Raw genomic sequence first — 19,690 nt, 5'->3', positions numbered from 1 at the left:
CGGATCGTCTGTCGCACTGCCGCTCTGCATGTTCTGCGGCTGTACGCTACCCACATCGTCCGCAGCCGAGTCAATAAACGGCGCGTTCGGGGCCACCGAGTCCACGGTAAACGCCCAGCTACCGCTGGTGCTGACACCGCCCGCTGGCTCTTTGGCGCTGGCGCTCAGGCTGTGTGCGCCCTGGCCCAGATCGGTACTTGGCGTAAAGCTCCAGTTGCCGTTGCTGTCCGCGGTCACACTGCCCAGCACATTGCCACCATCACTGACCGTGACCACGCTGTTGGCCTTCGCCGTGCCGTTCAGCGTCGGACGGGTATCGTCCGTCACGCCGTTCTGCACGATGGTGCCCTGGATATCACCCACGTCATCCACCAGGCCGGTCAGTTGCGCCAGCCCAGGAACGGTATCTACCGTTACCGCCAGGTGTTCCCCTTCGCCGCTGGTGTTGCCCGCCGCATCGGTCACCGTGGTGGTGAAATCGTGTGCCCCGTTGTCCAGCGGGGTGCTTGGCGTGAAGGTCCAGTTGCCGTTGGCATCGGTGGTGGTGCTGCCGATCACCTTGCCGTTATCCAGCACGTTGACCACACTGCCCACGTCCGCCTTGCCGCTGAAGGTTGGCGTATTGTCATCGGTGGTGCTGCCCGCGCTCAGTGGACCCTGTACATCGCCGTAGTCATCAGTGACCACCAGACCGGTTGCCGGGGCCGGTGGCAGCGTGTCAATCACGATACCGAAGTCACCGGTACTTGGGCTGGTCTGGCCAATGCTGTCCACCACCGTCGCCGTCAGGTTATGGCTGCCGTCTTTCAGTGCCGTCTCCGGCGTCAGGCTCCAGTTACCGTTGTTGTCCACTTTGACGCTGCCGATCGCCGTGCCGTTGTCGAACACCGTCACGGTGCCGCCCGGCAACGCCGTCCCTTTCAGGGTCGGGGTGTTGTCATTGGTGATATCACCCTTCTGCAATGCACCGGTATGCGGTTCAACATTGTCTTCCACCGTCCCGATCACCGGGGCCGCGGGTGCCTGGGTACTGACCGTAAAGCCATACTCCGGCGATGCCACGGTGGTATTGCCCACCAGATCGCTTTCCTTGGCAGTCAGGGTCACCAGACCGTCGGCCAATGGCAGGGTCGGTTTCAATGACCAGGTGCCGTCCGCCTGTACCAGCGCAGTACCGATCACGGTGGTGCCGTTGTACACCGTAATGGTGTTACCGGCTTCCGCCCCGGTGCCCTTGATGGTCGGACGGTTGTCGTCGGTAGTACTACCGACAGCCACATTGCCTTTGATAGCGCCCACAGCATCGTCCACCCCGGTGATCGCCACTTTGCTGGCATCCGGTGCGGTAAAGTCCAGTGTCAGGGTAAAGGTGTTGGACGGATCGCTGACGTTACCCGCCTTGTCCGTCGCCGTCACCGTAAAGCGGTGCTCGCCTTCCGACAATTTGCTGGTCGGTGTAAAGCTCCACTGGCCACTGGCGTTGGTCTGTACCGAGCCCAGCAACCCGTTCTGGTCGTAGACCTTCACGATGCTGTTGGCTTCTGCACGGCCTGCCAGCGTTGGCGTCGGGTCATCCGTTGCACTGCCGCTCTGCATGTTCTGCGGCTGGACGCTGCCCACGTCGTCCGCGGCCGAGTCGATAAACGGCGCGTTCGGGGCCACCGAGTCCACACTAAACGCCCAGTTGCTGCTGGTGCTGACGTTGCCCGCCGGATCTTTGGCGCTGGCGCTCAGGCTGTGTGCGCCCTGACCCAGATCGGTGGTTGGCGTAAAGCTCCAGTTGCCATTGCTGTCCGCGGTCACACTGCCCAGCACATTGCCACCATCACTGACCGTGACCACGCTGTTGGCCTTCGCCGTGCCGTTCAGCGTCGGACGGGTATCGTCCGTCACGCCGTTCTGCGCGATGGTACCCTGGATATCACCCACGTCATCCACCAGGCCGGTCAGTTGCGCCAGCCCAGGAACGGTATCTACCGTCACCACCAGGTGTTCCCCTTCGCCACTGGTGTTACCCGCCGCATCGGTCACCGTGGTGGTGAAATCGTGTGCCCCGTTGTCCAGCGGGGTGCTTGGCGTGAAGGTCCAGTTGCCGTTGGCATCGGTGGTGGTGCTGCCGATCACCTTGCCGTTATCCAGCACGTTGACCACACTGCCCACGTCCGCCTTGCCGCTGAAGGTTGGCGTATTGTCATCGGTGGTGCTGCCCGCGCTCAGTGGACCCTGCACGTTGCCGTAGTCATCGGTGACCACCAGACCGGTTGCCGGGGCCGGTGGCAGGGTATCAATCACGATACCGAAGCCGCCGGTAGGATCGCTGACCTGGCCGATGCTGTCGGTAACCGACGCCGTCAGGTTATGGCTGCCGTCTTTCAGCGCCGTCTCCGGCGTCAGGCTCCAGTTACCGTTGTTGTCCACTTTGACGCTGCCGATCGCCGTGCCGTTGTCGAATACCGTCACGGTGCCGCCCGGCAATGCCGTCCCTTTCAGGGTTGGGGTGTTGTCATTGGTGAGATCCCCCTTCTGCAATGGGCCGGTATGCGGTTCGACATTGTCTTCCACCGTCCCGATCACCGGCGCCGCAGGCGCCTGGGTGCTGACCGTAAAGTCATACTCCGGCGATGCCGCCGTGCTGTTACCGACCGGGTCGGTTTCCTTGGCGGTCAGGGTCACCAGACCGTCGGCCAGTGGCAGGGTCGGTTTCAGTGACCAGGTGCCGTCTGCCTGTACCAACGCAGTACCGATCACGGTGGTGCCGTTGTACACCGTAATGGTGTTACCGGCTTCCGCCCCGGTGCCCTTGATGGTCGGACGGTTGTCGTCGGTGGTGCCACCGGCGGCCACGTTGCCGACAAGGGTGCCCACGGCATCGTCTACCCCGGTGATAGCCACTTTGCTGGCATCCGGCGCAGAGTAATCGGTGGTCAGGTCAAAGGCGTCAGACGGCTCACTGGTGTTGCCCGCCTTGTCCATCGCAGTAGTGGTGATGCTGTGATCGCCTTCCACCAGTGGCGTAGTCGGGGTAAACGACCAGGCACCGTTGTTGTCGGTGCTCACCGAACCCAACAGCTTGCCGTTGTCGTACACGTTGATGATGCTGCCCGGCTCTGCCGTCCCGTTGAAGGTCGGGTTGGCGTCGTCGGTCACGCTGCCGCTGCTCAATGGCCCGCGCACGTCACCCACGTCGTCAATCGCCCCACCAATCACCGGTTGGGCGGGTGCCAACGTGTCCACCTTCAGCTCAAACGCTGGCGAGGTGACGCTGTTGCCCGCGGCATCTTCAGCAGTCACGGTCAGGCTGTGGTTGCCTTCACCCAGATCGGTGTCCGGTGTAAAGCTCCACTTGCCATTGGTGTTCACGGTGGTGCTGCCCAGTACGGTATCGCCGTCCTGCACGGTCACCACGCTGCCCGGCTTGCCGCTGCCGCTCAGTTCAGGACGCGCATCGTCCGTCACGTCACCCGGCTGCAGGTTGCCTGTGATAGTACCGACATTGTCAAACACCGAACCCAGTTCGACGGTGACGCCGGTGCCATCCACCACGATGTTCACACCCGGGCCTGGCTCGCTCACGTTGCCTGCCGGATCGGTCACGGTGGTGCTCAAGTTGTGATCGCCATTCTCCAGCGGCTCACTCGGCGTAAACGTCCAGTTACCGTTTTCGTCGATCACCGTGCTGCCGATCTCTTTGCCGTTGTCGATCACCGTCACCAGGTCGCCCGGCTCACCTTTCCCGCTCAGGGTCGGTGAACGGTCATCGGTGGTTTCGCCCGGCTTCACTTCGCCGGTCTTGTCACCTACGTTGTCGGTGATGATCACTTCGCCTGGGGCATCCGGGGCCGTAGTATCGACCACAATATTGAAGCCGCCGCTAGGCTTGCTGACGTTACCCGCTGCATCAGCCGCGGTGATACTCAGGCTGTGATTGCCGTCTTTCAGCGCAGCGTCTGGCGTAAAGGTCCACTTGCCGTTGGCATCCGCCGTGACCGAGCCAATGGCCTGACCGTTGTCAAGAATGGTGACTTTACTGCCAGCTTCGGCTGTACCGTTCAGGGTCGGGGTGCTGTCGTTGGTGACATCGCCCTTCTGCAGTGGCCCCACATGCGGCTCGGCGTTGTCCACCACGCTGATGATCGCGGGTTGTGCCGGTACAGTGATGTCAACATTGATGTCATAGGATGGGGTGCTTGGCGTAGTCCTGTTGCCTGCCGCATCCACCGCCACGATGGTCAGTTGGTTCTGGCCTTCCAGCAATGGCGTGGTTGGTGTCAGAGACCAGGTACCATCTGCCTGTACTGTGGTGCTGCCAATCGGGTGATTACCTGCCGCATCGGCAGCGTACACGATGATAACATCGCCCGCCGTGCCGATACCGCTGATCAACGGTTGGCTATCGTCGGTGACTCCACCGGAAGCAATGGTGCCCTGCACGTTACCCACACGGTCTTCAACCGCGGTGATAGCCAGGAACTCAGGCCCAGTCAGTGGAGCTGTGTAATCGGTGGTCAGGTCAAAGGCGTCAGACGGCTCACTGGTGTTGCCCGCTTTGTCCGTCGCGGTGGTGGTGATGCTGTGATCGCCTTCCACCAGTGGCGTAGTCGGGGTAAACGACCAGGCACCGTTGTTGTCGGTGCTCACCGAGCCCAACAGCTTGCCGTTGTCGTACACGTTGATGATGCTGCCCGGCTCTGCCGTCCCGTTGAAGGTCGGGTTGGCGTCGTCGGTCACGCTGCCGCTGCTCAATGGCCCGCGCACGTCACCCACGTCGTCAATCGCTCCACCAATCACCGGTTGGGCAGGTGCCAACGTGTCCACCTTCAGCTCAAACGCTGGCGAGGTGACGCTGTTGCCCGCGGCATCTTCAGCAGTCACGGTCAGGCTGTGGTTGCCTTCACCCAGATCGGTGTCCGGTGTAAAGCTCCACTTGCCGTTGGTGTTCACGGTGGTGCTGCCCAGTACGGTATCGCCGTCCTGCACGGTCACCACGCTGCCCGGCTTACCGGTGCCGCTCAGTTCAGGACGCGCATCGTCCGTCACATCACCCGGCTGCAGGTTACCGGTAATGGTGCCCACGTTGTCAAACACCGAACCCAGTTCGACGGTCACGCCGGTACCATCCACCACGATGTTCACACCCGGGCCTGGCTCACTCACGTTGCCTGCCGGATCGGTCACGGTGGTGCTCAGGTTGTGATCGCCATTCTCCAACGGCTGCTCTGGCGTAAATGTCCAGTTGCCGTTCTCGTCGATCACCGTGCTGCCGATCTCTTTGCCGTTGTCGATTACCGTCACCAGGTCGCCCGGCTCACCTTTCCCGCTCAGGGTCGGTGAACGGTCATCGGTGGTTTCGCCCGGCTTCACTTCACCGGTCTTGTCACCCACGTTGTCAGTGATGATCACTTCGCCCGGGGCGTCTGGCGCGGTGGTGTCGATCACCACGTTGAAGCCGCCGCTAGGCTTGCTGACGTTACCCGCCACGTCGGTCGCGGTCACGCTCAGGTTATGGTTGCCGTCTTTCAGCGCAGCGTCTGGCGTAAAGCTCCACTTGCCGTTGGCATCCGCCGTGGCCGAGCCAATGGCCTGGCCATTGTCCAGGACAGTCACGGTGTTGCCCGGCATTGCCGTGCCGCTCAGGGTCGGGGTGCTGTCATTGGTGACATCGCCCTTCTGCAGTGGCCCAACATGTGGCTCGGCGTTATCCACCACGCTGGTGATGGCAGGCTCGGACGAGACCGGGATAAACAGGCTGATATCGTAGCTCGGTGAAGAGAAGTCGGTACGGTTGCCCGCCGGATCCTGAGCCACGATAACCAGTTGGTTGTTGCCTTCGAGCAGCGGCAGCGTCGGCGTCATGCTCCAGGTGCCATCCGCCTGCACCACGGTGCTGCCGATCGGATGTTGACCGGCGCTGTCGGTGGTGTACACAAAAATGGTGTCGCCTGCGGTACCGATACCACTGATCAACGGCTGGCTGTCGTCGGTGACGGCGCCGTTATCCACGAGACCCTGACGATCGCCCACGCGATCTTCAACCGCGGTGATGGCCAGATGATCCGGGCCTTCCAGCGGTGCAGTGGTATCGACGGTAAAGTTCAACGACTCGGAAGGCGCACTTTCATTGCCCGCCGGATCGGTTTCGGTCACGGTAATGCTGTGATCGGTTTCAGCCAGGGGGGTATCCGGGGTGAAAGTCCACTTGCCGTGGTTATCCACCACCACGGAGCCGATTTTCTCGCCGCCGTCATAAATGGTTATTGTGTTGCCCGGCTCACCCATACCGCTCAACTCAGGCTGGGTTTCATCGGTAGAGCCACCGTTGACAATCGGCCCGGTGATCGGCCCGGTGTGGTCTTGCGCATCGGCCACGTCCGGTTTGCCCGGGGCCGTGGTGTCAACCACGATCTCAATCGGGGCCGACGGTACGCTGGCGTTACCGGCCTGATCGACTTCGGTCACGGCCAGTTTATGGCTGCCCTCGGTCAGAGGTTCATCCACCTCATAACGCCAGTTGCCCTGCTCGTCAACGACGGTTGAACCAAGAGTTTTGCCATTGTCGGTAATGATGATGACGTTGCCCGGCTCACCCACGCCATTCAGCTGCGGCTGGGTTTCATCCGTCACGCTGCCGTTGGTCAACGGGCCAGTGATGCTGCCGGTGTGGTCAATAATGCTGCCGATAGACGGCTGGGACGGAGCCTGGGTGTCGACGGTAAAGGTCCAGCCGCCAGACTGCTCGCTCTGGTTACCCGCCGGATCGGTCTGTGATACCGTCAGGGTGTGGCTGCCGTCGGTCAGGTCGGTGTCAGGCTTGAAGAACCAGCGGCCATCTTCGTTGACCTCGGTTTCACCAATCACGGTGCCGTTGTCATAAATGGTGACTTTGCTGCCCGCTTCGCCGCTGCCGCTCAGTTCAGGACGAGGATCGTCGGTCACCCCACCTGCGGTGATTTCGCCGACGTGTTCACCGACTTTATCCATCACGTGCTGCAGACCCGGAACATCCGGCGGGGTGGTATCGACGTTGAATTCCAGCGGATCGGAAGGGGAGCTGACGTTGCCGGACGGATCGGTCTCGGTGATCACCAGTTGGTGAGAACCTTCGCCCAAATCGGTGTTTGGCGTCAGGGTCCACTGACCTTGGTCGTCGATCACCACGCTGCCGATGGCCTGGCCATTGTCATAGAGGGTGATGAGATCGCCAGGCGTCCCCTGACCGCTCAGTACCGGACGGGTTTCGTCGGTGACGCTGCCATTCTGGATAACCCCGGTGATGGCACCGGTCTGGTCCAGCGCCTGGCCGATGGCCGGTTTTGCCGGTGGTGTGGTGTCAGCCGTGTTGTTATCACCCTGGCTGCGGTTATGGTAGGCCACTGCGGCACCGGCACCGATTGCGGTTGCTGCCGCTACCCAGCCGAGCAGGCCAAACAAGGCGTTGTGATCGTCATCTGAAGAAGTGAATATACCGTTGCCGCTACCTAACGCAGGGCCGCCCAAAGCGGCTGGTGACAACTCACCTTCACTGGTCAGATAACCATGCTCGTAACCCTCACCGGACAACGGCACGTAAGCATATAATTGCCCATCTTCTGCCATTCCCAGCAGAATCGGATTGTTGGCCTCACCATTGAAATAATCTTCAATAATGATACTGGCTTGAGTATCTCCTTCCTGGATGACGTGTAGCGCTTTGCCTACACGTACCAAGGTAATGTTCTCCGGTGCAAAATCGTTACCCAGATTTTTCAGCAGGTATTTATTACCTTGAATCAATTTAACTTTAACAGCCTTGTTGGCGTTCGCAGTTAACAAACGGGTTTTTCCTTCACCGCTGTTAACAGCCAGAACTATTGTTTTATCCATGTATGTCATAACTCCAGACGCAGTTCCGATTAGAATTTAATTACATTCCCTGATAGCAACATATACTCGCATTGACATACGAGTTAATCACCGCGCATCTTATCACCAATTCCCCTCTCAAATTACGCACCCTATACGATGGTTTTCAGCATAAAAACACTACGCTAAGTAAAAATAAGTAACCCCTCTTGAGAATTACATATAACACACTGTTTTTATTGAAATTAAAATGTAAAAAATCATTAAAAATACATAAAAAAGCAAGTTAAAATAATCCTTGGATTAAATAAATAATCCATTCCTAGATTTTTCTTATTTTATATTTTTTAAGATTATTCTTGATTATTTACTTTGAATGAAAAACTGTGTAATAAATCTTTTTTAATGAAAATTAATAAGATGTGAAAATGAGAAAACTGCGCTGTCTGGAGCCATAGCCACCATTAAGCGAAGGATACAAAAGAGAGGGGATTATTCAAATGGAGAGTTGCTAGCAACACTCTTGAGGGGACATCAGAGAGCCCCCTACCAGGAGAGAAATCATAGCGAGTACTGCCGACACATTCGTGTCTCATTAACAAGCAACAGTAGTCATAATAAATATGATGAAATAGGGCTCCCCTATTTCTTAGGTTTACTTAAAAAGCAATAAACCTGATTTTCTACTTCAGGATTGTTGTCACTTGACCACGTTAAGATAACATTGGCACAACCACAGCTAGTGACTAATGTGATATGCTAATAGGCAAGCGCTTGGTACCAATCTTGCGCAATATATTAGACTTGTGTGCACTGATGGTTTTCTGGCTCCGTGACAGTTTAATTGAGATTTCTTTATTCGTTGCACCATCAAGGTACATCCTCAAGATTTCCATCTCTCGCCTTGTCAAACCAACAGACTCAAAATACTCTTCATTAAAGAATTCTGAATTGTCATTCTTCAGGCTATAAATATCCCAGGAATAACAATATCCGCCAGACAGCACCATGTTTATCGCATTAAGAAAAAAATCCACGCCACTTTCATACTCAATGACTCCGCGCACATTACTTAAATGATTAAGGAATTTGTGCAGCGACTGATCTTTCTTTGCCAGAACAAGAACCGGGACATCAGACCTTAAAACCAATTTTTTGAAACTCTCAACTGGTTGTGTATCAAGCTTTTTCCCATCAATAATACAAATATCATAAGGTTCAGATAGCACGGTATTGGCGCACTCTTCCACACCTTTTAGAATAATTGATGATTCTGGGTAACTGGTCTCAATGATGCGGATAATGCCTAAACTGCCGATATTCTTTTCGCCCAAGTATAACACTTTCATCACACAATCCTGTTAGTACTACGTCCATATACCCTATACATTTGAAACTATAGGGGGTCTAACAACCTTCACTCACTTGAGTTATCAAGTTTTCAACACTTATGTGTCTACCTTGCCCAACATTCTTCGATGAGATTAAAAATCATTAAATACAATAAGATAAAGAAAACCGCTGATGAGGAGAGTGATAAGTAATGACTAAAAATCCATTTATCGTCTTCTTTATTAGCAGGTCTTACATTTGATTAGTTCAATTTGGGTTACTGGTGACTATCATACTTTCGTAAGAGAGAACTTTACTTCTCCCAGACAGGATTTGAGATAAGACTCCATGCAACCATCATGTAAGATAATTCTTAAAAAGCAAGCAACTAAGGATTATCTTAAGAAAAGAATACATGAAACCTAATAAGAAAAAAATAGAATACGGCGATTTTTTGTATAGAAATCTGTAACCCATTGGTTTATCTGTAAGAAAAATCTTAACAGAAAATCAGGGAAAGACAGGCTATACGCAATCGCAATAAGATAATAGGCAACTGAACAGGAAAAATCCTAATTTGAAATATCCAGTTACGAATTGAAGATGTGATTTGCGCTATCTAAAATAGCTTACGTGATGAAGCATACGCCTACTCAGCTAAACAAACAGTCAACAAGAACATACTCAACTCTGGTGGTCAACTTTCACCCTCTCGCTCTTTAAACCTATACCACATTACCCATCAACACGTTGCTTATGGTCTACCCATCATACTTCAAGTTGCTTGGATGTGGGTTACGTTACTCACCTCTACAGGGCCGCAGCAAGCAACTCGAGTTATTTTTTGGTATAGTATAACTCAACTCATAACATCATGTTCTTTCAGACAGATTACAGAACCTTGATTATTATCAGAGTAATAGATTAAAGCTTGAGGGATTCCCTTAATTACCTCTCTAGCAGCAGAAATGTCATTCCGTTTATTTCATTGATATACTGGTCATATTTCAACTTTAAGTATGACAGGCATATGTCATAAGTTTAAGGTAACCTTATTTATGCGGCCATTTCAGAAGAATAGTTCAACCTCTCCACCTCATACTTCGCAAGAACAGCGTCTTAATGCGCTTGCACAACAGTACCGCGATGCTATTGCTATTAATGACTATGCCGCAGGTAAAGCGGTTGCTGAAGCTACGCTCCGTCTGGTGCCACGTAATGCCGACGTGATCTCCAGCTATGCCTTGTGCCTGATGCGTACAGGGGACTATGAGAAAGCCTATAAAACGTATAAAAAACTGCTGCAAAGCCAACCGTTGGAACAACTCCCTGCCACCATGATCGATGGTCTGACAGAAGTTTGCGGCTGGTTAAACCGCCCTGATGAAGTTCGGCGTTTCGGTTTGATGTCGCTGGAACAAGGCGATCGGAAATTTGGTAGCAGCCAAGCCTACCCACTCCCCACACCTCGTCCACCGGCATTTAATCCACATAACCCGGAAGAAAATGCCATCGCCTTCACTCTGTTTGGTTCTCTGGTACGTTACTGCGAGAGCGCGGTGATGAACGCCAAGGTGAGCAAAGCGTTGTTCCCAGACTGGCATTGCCGTTTTTATCTGGATGACACCGTGCCCCAAGACGTGCAACAGCGTTTGCGTGATGCAGGAGCCAAAGTGATCAAGGTTGAAGGAGAACTGCATCAGAATATCCCACCACTGATGTGGCGCTTCCTGGTGTTGGATGACCCAACCGTCAAACGTTACCTGATCCGAGATGCGGATTCGTTGCTTTCTGAGCGGGAGCAGGCCGCTGTAGCCGCCTGGCTGCAAAGCGGTTACTGGTATCACCATATGCGGGATTACTTTACCCACACGGAGCTGCTGCTAGCAGGCATGTGGGGAGGTTGTCACAACCCTAATCTGCCCTCAATCATCAATCAGACCCGTGAATACTTAAGCCAGCAGGACAACCATCGCCGCTTTGTCGATCAGTATTTTCTGCGCCAGCATCTTTGGCCTACCGTCAGGCAGAGTTTACTCAGCCATGACGATCTGTTTGGTTTCCACCAGGCTCATCCTTTTCCATCGCATGCGCCGATCCGCTGGCAGACAAACAAATTCCACGTTGGAAGTAATGCCAGCTATCAGTTAGCTGGCGTTGCCAGCCAGAAGGCAGACGGTGAATTGCAACAGTGGGAAGTGCTGGACAAACAGGGGAATCGGTTGTGCCAATACGCTACGGCGGTGAAAAACCACGAGTGGCGTGAGTTGATGCCTTTCTTCCTGCTGGATCCTATTCTCGCTGGGGAGTGGCAGTTGCATAATATCGATTGATTCAGCCGGTTTCAGCAATCAGGGGCCTTAATTGGCCCCTGAAATTAAAAGAGAGCACCGCCCTCACTTCTCCAGCGAAACCTGCTTGAAGATATGCTTACCGAACGGGTCGATCTCGTAGCCCTTCACTTCTTTACGCACCGGCTCAAAAATAGTGGAATGGGCAATCATCAACGCAGGCATTTGTTCATGCATTATCACCTGCGCCTGTTCGTACATCGCCACGCGTTTTTGATGGTCATTCTCTTCACGCGCCTTGGCAATCAGTTCGTCAAATGGCTTATAGCACCACTTGGCCGAGTTTGAACCACCATTGGCGGAAGTACAGGTGAACAGCGGGCCGAAAAAGTTATCAGGATCGCCATTAGCGGTTGTCCAGCCCATCAGCGCCGCCTGGTGCTCACCATCCTTCACCCGCTGCAGATACTCGCCCCATTCAAACGTGACAATTTTGGCCTGAACGCCAATCTTGGCCCAGTCCGCCTGGATCATCTCCGCCATCCGTTTAGCGTTCGGGTTATAAGGCCGCTGTACCGGCATTGCCCATAAGTCGATAGCAAATCCCTCAGCCAAGCCCGCTTCTTGCAGCAGTTGCTTCGCCTTCTCTGGTGCGTAAGCATAATCTTCAATGCTGGCATTGTTACCCCATTGGGTTGGCGGCAGCAGGTTCTTCGCCTGTTGGCCCGCCCCGTGGAACACGGCTTCGATGATTGCCGGTCGGTTCACTGCCATTGCCAATGCCTGACGCACTTTCACGTTATCCAGCGGTTTTTTCTGGGTGTTAAACGCCAGAAAACCGATATTCAAGCCTGATTTCTCCATCACCTGAATATCTTTATCTGCACGCATACGCGTCAAATCGGCTGGATTCGGGAACGGCATGACCTGGCACTCGTTCTTTTGCAACTTAGCGTAACGCACCGCCGCATCGGGCGTAATGGAATACACTAGCCGATCGATTTTTGGCCTGCCTTCCCAATACTGATCAAAGGCTTTATAGAGGATCTTGGCATCTTTCTGATATTGCATCAGTTGGAATGGCCCCGTACCAATCGGATCGTTATCCACCCGTTGTGGTGTGCCAGCCTTTAACATCACATCGGCATATTCCGCCGAGAGAATAGTGGCAAAATACATGCCCAGATCGGCGACAAATGGCGCTTCTGCACGTGAAAGCTCAAAACGCACGGTGTGATCGTCCACTTTGACGATCTTGTCGATCAGCGAACCAAACTCCATCGACTCAAAGTTGGTATAAGCGCCGTTGGATACCTTGTGGTAAGGGTTATTCGCGTCTTTCTGGCGCATAAAAGAGAAGATCACGTCGTCGGCGTTGAAATCGCGGGTCGGCGTGAAATATTTATTGCTCTGGAACTTCACGCCTTTACGCAGGTAAAAGGTGTAATTCTTGCCATCTTCACTCACTTCCCAACGCTCCGCCAAGCTTGGCTGCAGTTCAACAGTGCCGGTCTTGAAATCCACCAGTCGGTTATAAATCGCTGCAGCACTGGCATCCACGGTCGGGCCAGAGGTAAACAATTGTGGGTTAAAACCTTCAGGAGAACTCTCTGAACAGAAAACCAGCGTGTTAGCCTGCACACTCCCCACTACCGCCAGTGCCAACAGGCCCAGCGTCATCTTGACGATCTTTCTCTGCATTGTCCCATCCCATGAGTATTAAAGAATTACCAATCCTGATACCAATAAATCAAACAGTTAGGGATGTAAAGCGGAAGTTATGGCCAGTTGTCTCACTTAATGACCAGGCAAGGGAATAAGGCCGAGTTAAGCCCAAGCTAATACTCGGCCTGTTGCTGGCGCTGCTGCTGTAATCGCTCCGCCTGCTGGCGCACCACCTGCCATATCACCTCCGCCGCTGGCGTCAGTGAACGATTTTTGCGCCGGACCAGCATCAGCGCACGATTAATCTCCGGCATTAACCGCCGCACTTTGAGTTGCCCTCCTTCTGGCAAGGGGAGCGCCAATGCCGGGAAAATGCTGATGCCGATACCCGCCGTAACCATCGGGAACAGCGTAGCCGGGTGGCCTATCTCTTGTACTACCGGTGCCTCAACCCCTTGCTGGCGCAATGCGTTGTCGATCAAGGGGCGACTGCCGGAAGCATAGTCCTGTAGCACTAACCGGCAGCCGTTAAGCGCGGCCCATTGCACTTCAGGTTGCGTCGCAAAAGGATGATCGTTGCGGCACAACAGCAAAAAGGGTTCATGGAGTATGGCTTCGCAATCCAGATCCACCGCCTGAATCGGATCAACCACGATGCCGAAATCCACTTCGGCGTTACGGATACTTGTCAGCACCTGCTGCTGCGATTGATCGCGCAGCACAATGCGGATCTCGGGATACTGTTGTTCACCAGCGGCGATACACTGCGGCATCAGATGGGCGGAAATGGTTTGGCTGGAAGCCACCCGCACCGTGCCGCTGCGCTGCATGCCAAAACTACGCGCATCCAGCAGGGCAGATTGTAATTCATCCAGCAAGCGCTCAACGCGGTTGGCCAAACGTAAGCCCGCATCGGTCAGGACGACCTCACGGGTGGTGCGATCCAGCAGGCGCACGCCCACTTCGGCCTCCAATTCTTTAATACTGTGGCTGACCGCCGACTGCGTCAGCCCCAAGACTTCCCCTGCACGACTGAAACTGCCATGACGAGCGATAGTGGCAAAAACCCGGAGTTGCTTGAGTGAGTAGTTCATGCATTTTTTTCATAAATTAATTAAATAAATCAATTTTATTATTATATCTTGCCGCGGGAAAATAGCCGTATCGATTTCTTCTGTGAGTCAGTTACCAATGAGATTTCTTCCTGACCGCTTTACCCTGACGCTGATTGCCACGGTGCTGTTAGCTTCGTTTTTCCCTGCACGCGGCGAGTTCGTCGGTTGGCTCCACGGGCTCACCGTTGCAGCCATCGCTCTGTTGTTCTTTATGCACGGAGCCAAACTTTCTCGCGAAGCCATTCTGGCTGGCAGTAATAACTGGCGTTTGCATCTGTGGGTGATGTGCAGCACGTTCATCATTTTTCCGATACTGGGGGTGCTGTTTAAATGGTGGTCACCGGTTAACGTCAGTCCTGAGCTGTACACCGGCTTTATTTACCTGTGCATTCTGCCCGCCACGGTGCAATCCGCTATTGCTTTTACCTCACTGGCTGGCGGAAACGTTGCGGCGGCGGTATGCAGTGCGTCGGCTTCCAGCCTGCTGGGGATTTTCGTTTCGCCGCTGTTAGTGGGTTTGTTGATGGATGTGCATGGCGATACCGGTGGCCTGCAGCAGGTCGGCACTATTGTGCTGCAACTGCTGGTGCCATTTATCGCTGGGCATCTGTCACGCCCGTTGATTGGCAAATGGGTCGAACGTCACCGTAAGTTGATTGGCAAAACCGATCAGACCTCCATTCTGTTAGTGGTTTACACCGCCTTTGGTGAAGCGGTCACTCACGGCATCTGGCACCAGGTCGGGGCTGGCTCGCTGGTGTTTATCGTAGTGGTCAGCATCATATTGCTGACACTGGTGCTGATAGTGAATACTTACATGGCGCGCTGGCTCGGCTTTAACAAGCAAGACGAGATCACCATTGTGTTTTGTGGTTCAAAGAAAAGCCTGGCTAATGGTATCCCGATGGCCAACATTCTGTTCCCGGCGGCCACCGTGGGCATCATGGTATTGCCCTTGATGATTTTCCACCAGATACAGTTGATGGCCTGCGCGGTGCTGGCAAAGCGTTATCAGCGGCAACAGCAGCAAAAACCGACGGTGCTGGGCGCCGAGGCGTCACAGAAATAATCCGCTGGGCCGCCCGCGCCCACTGGTTCAACTCTTCTTTAGTAGCTTGACCAGGTGGTCAAGCCCTTCAATTTTAATCGCCAATGTCATTTCCATCAGACTACCCAGTTTGCCGTTTGGGAATTCCCCCTTACGGGCAAACCACAGCAGGTACTCCTCTGGCAGATCGATTAACACCCGCCCTTGATATTTACCAAAAGGCATTACGGTGTTGGCGATTTCAAGCAGGTTCTCTTTTTCCATCAGGCACCTAATAAGCGGATCATCTCCGCCTCGTCGATCACTTCAATGCCGAGCTCCTGCGCTTTAACCAGCTTGGAACCCGCCGCTTCACCAGCGATCACCAGATCGGTTTTCTTGGAGACGCTGCCGCTCACCTTGGCGCCCAGTGCGGTCAGGCGATCCTTGGCTTCATCACGAGAAAGCTGGCTGAGGGATCCGGTCAATACCACCGTTTTGCCAGCAAACGGGCTGTCGATCTCTTCTGCTACCACCACGATCGGAACTGGCCAGTTGATGCCCACCTCTGGGCTGACCAACTCTTCGATCACCTGTTGGTTATGCGCTTCAGCAAAGAAATTCACCACGTGCTTCGCCACCACTTCACCAACATCCTGCACTGCTTTCAGCGAGTCCAGATCCGCCGCTCGCAGCTTCTCCAGCGAACCAAAGTGGGCCGCCAGGTTAGCCGCCGTCGCTTCACCAACCTCACGGATACCCAGCGCATACAGGAAACGGGCGAAAGTGGTTTGCTTGGCGGTCTCCAAAGCGCTAACCAGATTCTGTGCCGATTTGGGCCCCATGCGATCCAGCCCGGTCAAAATACCGGCTGAAAGACGGAACAGATCTGCCGGATTTTGGACGTATTCCTTATCCACCAGTTGCTCAATGATTTTCTCGCCCATGCCGTCGACGTCCAGCGCACGGCGGGAAACAAAGTGCTTCAGCGCTTCTTTGCGCTGGGCTCCGCAGAACAGGCCACCGGTGCAACGTGCCACCGCTTCGCCCTCCACTCGCTCCACATCGGAGCCGCAGACCGGACAATGCTGCGGGAACACCACTTCGCGCGCATCCTGCGGACGACGATCCTCGATTACCCCCACCACCTGCGGGATCACATCACCGGCCCGGCGCACAATGACCGTATCACCAATGCGCAGACCAAGGCGCTCGATCTCATCAGCATTATGCAGCGTCGCGTTACTGACCATCACCCCTGCAACCTGTACCGGTTCCAGACGCGCCACCGGGGTAATCGCACCGGTGCGCCCTACCTGAAACTCGACCTCACGCACGGTGGTGATCTGCTCCTGCGCCGGGAACTTGAAGGCCGTAGCCCAACGCGGGGCTCGAGCCACAAAACCGAGCGTTTCCTGCAGATCGATATCATCAATCTTTACTACGACGCCATCGATATCAAAACCAAGTTGCGTGCGGTCCTGTTCAACCTGACGATAAAATGCCAGCACTTCGTCGCTGCCGGTACAACACTTGACACGATCGCTTACCGGTAAGCCCCAGTCTTTAAACTGCATCAGGCGTTGCCAGTGGCTGCGTGGCAGTTCCCCCCCTTCCAACAGCCCTACGCCATAACAGAAGAAGGTTAACGGGCGTTTGGCCGCGATGCGCGGATCAAGCTGACGAATTGAACCCGCTGCCGCATTGCGCGGATTGGCAAATATCTTGCCCTCTTTGCGCCGGGCTTCTTCGTTCATCTGTTCAAAGCCAGCCTGCGGCATAAAGACTTCGCCACGCACTTCTAACCGAGCTGGGATGTTCTCGCCGGTCAGGCGCAGCGGGATGACGCGGATAGTGCGCACATTCGAGGTAATATTCTCCCCGGTGGTGCCATCACCACGGGTGGCGGCACGCACCAGCTCACCGTTTTCGTACAGCAAGCTGACTGCCAGGCCATCCAACTTGAGTTCACAGCAGAACGTCAGCGGTTCACTGGTTTTCAGGCGATCCTGCACGCGTTTGTAGAACGCCAGATAACCCTCGTCATCAAACACATTATCCAGTGAAAGCATTGGCACTTCGTGACGCACTTGCTCAAATGCCGCCAACGGAGCTGCACCGACGCGCTGGGTCGGCGAGTCGGCGGTAATCAGCGCTGGATGCGCGTCTTCCAAAGCACGCAATTCATGCATCAGGCGGTCATATTCCGCATCTGGGATCTCAGGCGCATCGAGCACGTGATACTGATATTCGTGATGGCGCAGTGAGGTTCGCAGTTGATTGATTTTTTGGTTGATCGATTCCATGGCTCACCATCGAAAGATGAAAAACCCCCGGCTGGCGGGGGTTAGAGATTACAGAGTGTTCAGCGCGGTTTTACACCGCTCAGGCGTGTTTATTTTCCAACACTTCGCGAATGCGCGCTTTGTAGGTTTCCAGCTTCTGCGGCGTCATCATACGACGTTCGTCATCCAGCACTACGCCACCGACATCGTCGGCAATGCGTTGGGCCGATTGCAGCATCAGCTTGAAATTCTGGTTGGCGTCGCCATAAGACGGCACCATCATAAAGATTGACACACCTGGCGTAGAGAAATCAGACATCATTTCAGGATCAAATGACCCTGGTTTGACCATGTTAGCCAAGCTGAACAACACCGGGCCACTGCCTGCCGGGCTGATATGACGGTGGAAAATACCCATCTCACCAAACTGGAAACCAGCCTGCAAGACGCTTTGCAGCAGCACTTCGCCACCAATCACACCCCCTTGGTGCGCCGCTACGTGCAACACCAGAACGGTTTCTTTCAGTTTCACCGGTTTGAGTGGCTCTTGTTCTGTCGGCTGCTGCTTCACTTCCGGATCAGGTTGCTGCTCTGGTTCGCTATGCTGGGCTGCAGCCTGCGCCACCCGCGTTGGGGGGACATCCTCAACGTCAACACGTGGTGCTGATTGCGGCTGCACGTTGTCTTCTTCTTCATCCTGCGCGTAGTTATCCAGCAGGATATCGTCATAATCCGACCGTTCGGCAAGAGGAGTTGGCTGAGGGGCAGAAACAGGTTTCGGCGCAACCCGGGGTTCTTCGCGTACAGCCCCAAAATGGCCCAATGATGGCTCGTCCTGAGGATGAGAGGAGCGAATACGAACCTCACCCACACCTTCAGTAGGTTCGTTGAATGGAGTAGGTTCACGTTCTTTTTTCGAACGCTTGGCTGGGCGATCGCGAAAAATCGACGAGCGTTCCTTGCGGCTGGTCCAAAGACCATGCAATAACAACGCTATTATGGCGATCGCGCCAACAACGATTAATATCAGACGCAAATCCTGCATCATTGCTATCTCTGTTGTTCCAATACATTGCCACCGCGGCAAACATTCTCTCTTAACTCTATTTGCCTACACGCCCAAGTGCAAGTCCGTGCTGAACTTTATGCCAATAAAGATGATTATACTGCATTTTTTTGCTGCTTTTTACGCCAGAAATCCCCTAGTCAGTAGAAAATCATACCGATATGATAGGGAAGCCTGTTCAGACAAAGAGATAAACTTAAGAGATGTCCTATATGCAACCTGTTTCCAAACCCTCCAGCGGCCTGCATTATTTTGCCGAAGGGTGGCGCCTGATTTCACGCCCTGGGATTAAACGCTATGTGGTATTGCCGTTACTGGTTAACGTGCTGCTGATGGGATCTGCCTTCTGGTGGTTATTCAGCAAACTGGGTGTGTGGATCCCAAGCATAATGAGCCACGTCCCCGATTGGCTCCAGTGGTTAGGCTATCTACTCTGGCCATTGGCGGTGATTTCTGTCTTGCTGGTATTCAGCTACCTGTTCAGCACCCTCACCAACCTGATCGCAGCCCCTTTCTGTGGATTGCTGGCCGAACAGCTTGAAGGCAGCCTGACCGGAAAACCGCTGCCGGATAACGGTATCCTTGGCGTTGTGAAAGATCTTCCACGCATTATGGGGCGCGAGTGGCGTAAGCTGATGTACTACCTGCCGCGTGCGCTAGTATTACTGGTGCTCTACTTTATTCCGGGTATCGGCCAGACGCTGGCACCGGTACTGTGGTTCCTGTTCAGTGCCTGGATGCTGGCAATTCAGTATTGTGACTATCCGTTTGATAATCACAAAGTCAGCTTTGCCGACATGCGCCGCGCACTGCGCCAACATAAAACTGACAATCTGCAGTTTGGTGCGTTAGTCAGCTTGTTCACCATGATCCCAATCCTGAATCTGGTGATCCTGCCAGTCGCGGTCTGCGGCGCTACTGCCATGTGGGTAGATCGTTATCGCCCGCAGTTTGTTCGTTCCTGAACGCCTATAACGCAGACGAGGCCCACGGATGGGCCGAGTCACAAAACCAACAAACTCGTTGCTTGAGGTATAACGGGCATAAAACTTATTCTCGAATCACATATA

Annotated in this window: 10 protein-coding genes; 3 read left to right on the top strand and 7 right to left on the bottom strand. The window is 54.3% G+C overall.

Annotated elements, in window-relative coordinates; genetic code table 11:
* Positions 1-7,860 (bottom strand): Ig-like domain-containing protein (locus tag IV04_RS26145; RefSeq protein WP_051916832.1); only part of this gene is annotated, 7,860 nt, incomplete at its 3' end.
* Between the two features lie 725 nt (positions 7,861-8,585).
* On the bottom strand, positions 8,586-9,188 hold the full coding sequence (locus IV04_RS24735; RefSeq protein ID WP_051916831.1) for a LuxR C-terminal-related transcriptional regulator: 603 nt from the start codon (positions 9,186-9,188) through the stop codon (positions 8,586-8,588).
* A 1,041-nt stretch (positions 9,189-10,229) separates the two neighbouring features.
* Here IV04_RS24735 and IV04_RS16125 point away from each other — a divergent pair.
* Entirely contained in the window at positions 10,230-11,504 is a 1,275-nt protein-coding gene (locus IV04_RS16125) for a tetratricopeptide repeat protein (protein ID WP_037395710.1), read from the top strand.
* A gap of 63 nt (positions 11,505-11,567) precedes the next feature.
* Here the strand turns inward: IV04_RS16125 and IV04_RS16120 are convergent, their stop codons facing one another.
* Both IV04_RS16120 and IV04_RS16115 read right to left on the bottom strand, forming a co-directional pair.
* Positions 11,568-13,163 (bottom strand): ABC transporter substrate-binding protein, encoded by a 1,596-nt coding sequence (locus tag IV04_RS16120; RefSeq protein ID WP_037395708.1) that lies wholly within the window; start codon positions 13,161-13,163, stop codon positions 11,568-11,570.
* Positions 13,164-13,300: 137 nt separating this feature from the next.
* Positions 13,301-14,221, bottom strand: coding sequence for a LysR family transcriptional regulator (locus IV04_RS16115; protein ID WP_037395706.1), 921 nt, complete (start codon positions 14,219-14,221; stop codon positions 13,301-13,303).
* Positions 14,222-14,318: 97 nt separating this feature from the next.
* Here IV04_RS16115 and IV04_RS16110 point away from each other — a divergent pair, with 97 nt between their 5' ends.
* On the top strand, positions 14,319-15,311 hold the full coding sequence (locus IV04_RS16110) for a bile acid:sodium symporter family protein (RefSeq protein ID WP_037395704.1): 993 nt from the start codon (positions 14,319-14,321) through the stop codon (positions 15,309-15,311).
* Positions 15,312-15,338: 27 nt separating this feature from the next.
* Here IV04_RS16110 and IV04_RS16105 read toward each other — a convergent pair whose 3' ends face one another.
* The 3 genes from IV04_RS16105 to zipA form a co-directional block, all read right to left on the bottom strand.
* Entirely contained in the window at positions 15,339-15,554 is a 216-nt protein-coding gene (locus IV04_RS16105; RefSeq protein WP_037395703.1) for a DUF3820 family protein, read from the bottom strand.
* Positions 15,554-17,575 (bottom strand): NAD-dependent DNA ligase LigA, encoded by a 2,022-nt coding sequence (gene ligA, locus IV04_RS16100; protein ID WP_037395701.1) that lies wholly within the window; start codon positions 17,573-17,575, stop codon positions 15,554-15,556. The genes IV04_RS16105 and ligA overlap by 1 nt, the downstream gene beginning before the upstream one ends.
* Before the next feature lie 79 nt (positions 17,576-17,654).
* The gene (gene zipA / locus IV04_RS16095; protein WP_037395699.1) at positions 17,655-18,602 is read right to left on the bottom strand and encodes a cell division protein ZipA; all 948 of its coding nucleotides are present in this window, start codon (positions 18,600-18,602) and stop codon (positions 17,655-17,657) included.
* Positions 18,603-18,823: 221 nt separating this feature from the next.
* On the opposite strand from zipA, the gene cysZ reads away from it, so the two are divergent.
* The gene (gene cysZ / locus IV04_RS16090; protein ID WP_037395697.1) at positions 18,824-19,585 is read left to right on the top strand and encodes a sulfate transporter CysZ; all 762 of its coding nucleotides are present in this window, start codon (positions 18,824-18,826) and stop codon (positions 19,583-19,585) included.
* Positions 19,586-19,690 lie beyond the last annotated feature (105 nt).

The sequence above is a fragment of the Serratia sp. Ag1 genome (assembly GCF_000743355.1).
Lineage (GTDB): Bacteria > Pseudomonadota > Gammaproteobacteria > Enterobacterales > Enterobacteriaceae > Chania.
This window is presented reverse-complemented; position numbering and strand designations above follow the sequence as displayed.

What these genes read in the sequence shown, in the direction of transcription:
- IV04_RS24735 (WP_051916831.1), bottom strand. Translation starts at nt 9,188, where the DNA reads ATGAAAGTGTTATACTTGGGCGAAAAGAATATCGGCAGTTTAGGCATT.
- IV04_RS16125 (WP_037395710.1), top strand. Translation starts at nt 10,230, where the DNA reads ATGCGGCCATTTCAGAAGAATAGTTCAACCTCTCCACCTCATACTTCG.
- IV04_RS16120 (WP_037395708.1), bottom strand. Translation starts at nt 13,163, where the DNA reads ATGCAGAGAAAGATCGTCAAGATGACGCTGGGCCTGTTGGCACTGGCG.
- IV04_RS16115 (WP_037395706.1), bottom strand. Translation starts at nt 14,221, where the DNA reads ATGAACTACTCACTCAAGCAACTCCGGGTTTTTGCCACTATCGCTCGT.
- IV04_RS16110 (WP_037395704.1), top strand. Translation starts at nt 14,319, where the DNA reads ATGAGATTTCTTCCTGACCGCTTTACCCTGACGCTGATTGCCACGGTG.
- IV04_RS16105 (WP_037395703.1), bottom strand. Translation starts at nt 15,554, where the DNA reads ATGGAAAAAGAGAACCTGCTTGAAATCGCCAACACCGTAATGCCTTTT.
- ligA (WP_037395701.1), bottom strand. Translation starts at nt 17,575, where the DNA reads ATGGAATCGATCAACCAAAAAATCAATCAACTGCGAACCTCACTGCGC.
- zipA (WP_037395699.1), bottom strand. Translation starts at nt 18,602, where the DNA reads ATGATGCAGGATTTGCGTCTGATATTAATCGTTGTTGGCGCGATCGCC.
- cysZ (WP_037395697.1), top strand. Translation starts at nt 18,824, where the DNA reads ATGTCCTATATGCAACCTGTTTCCAAACCCTCCAGCGGCCTGCATTAT.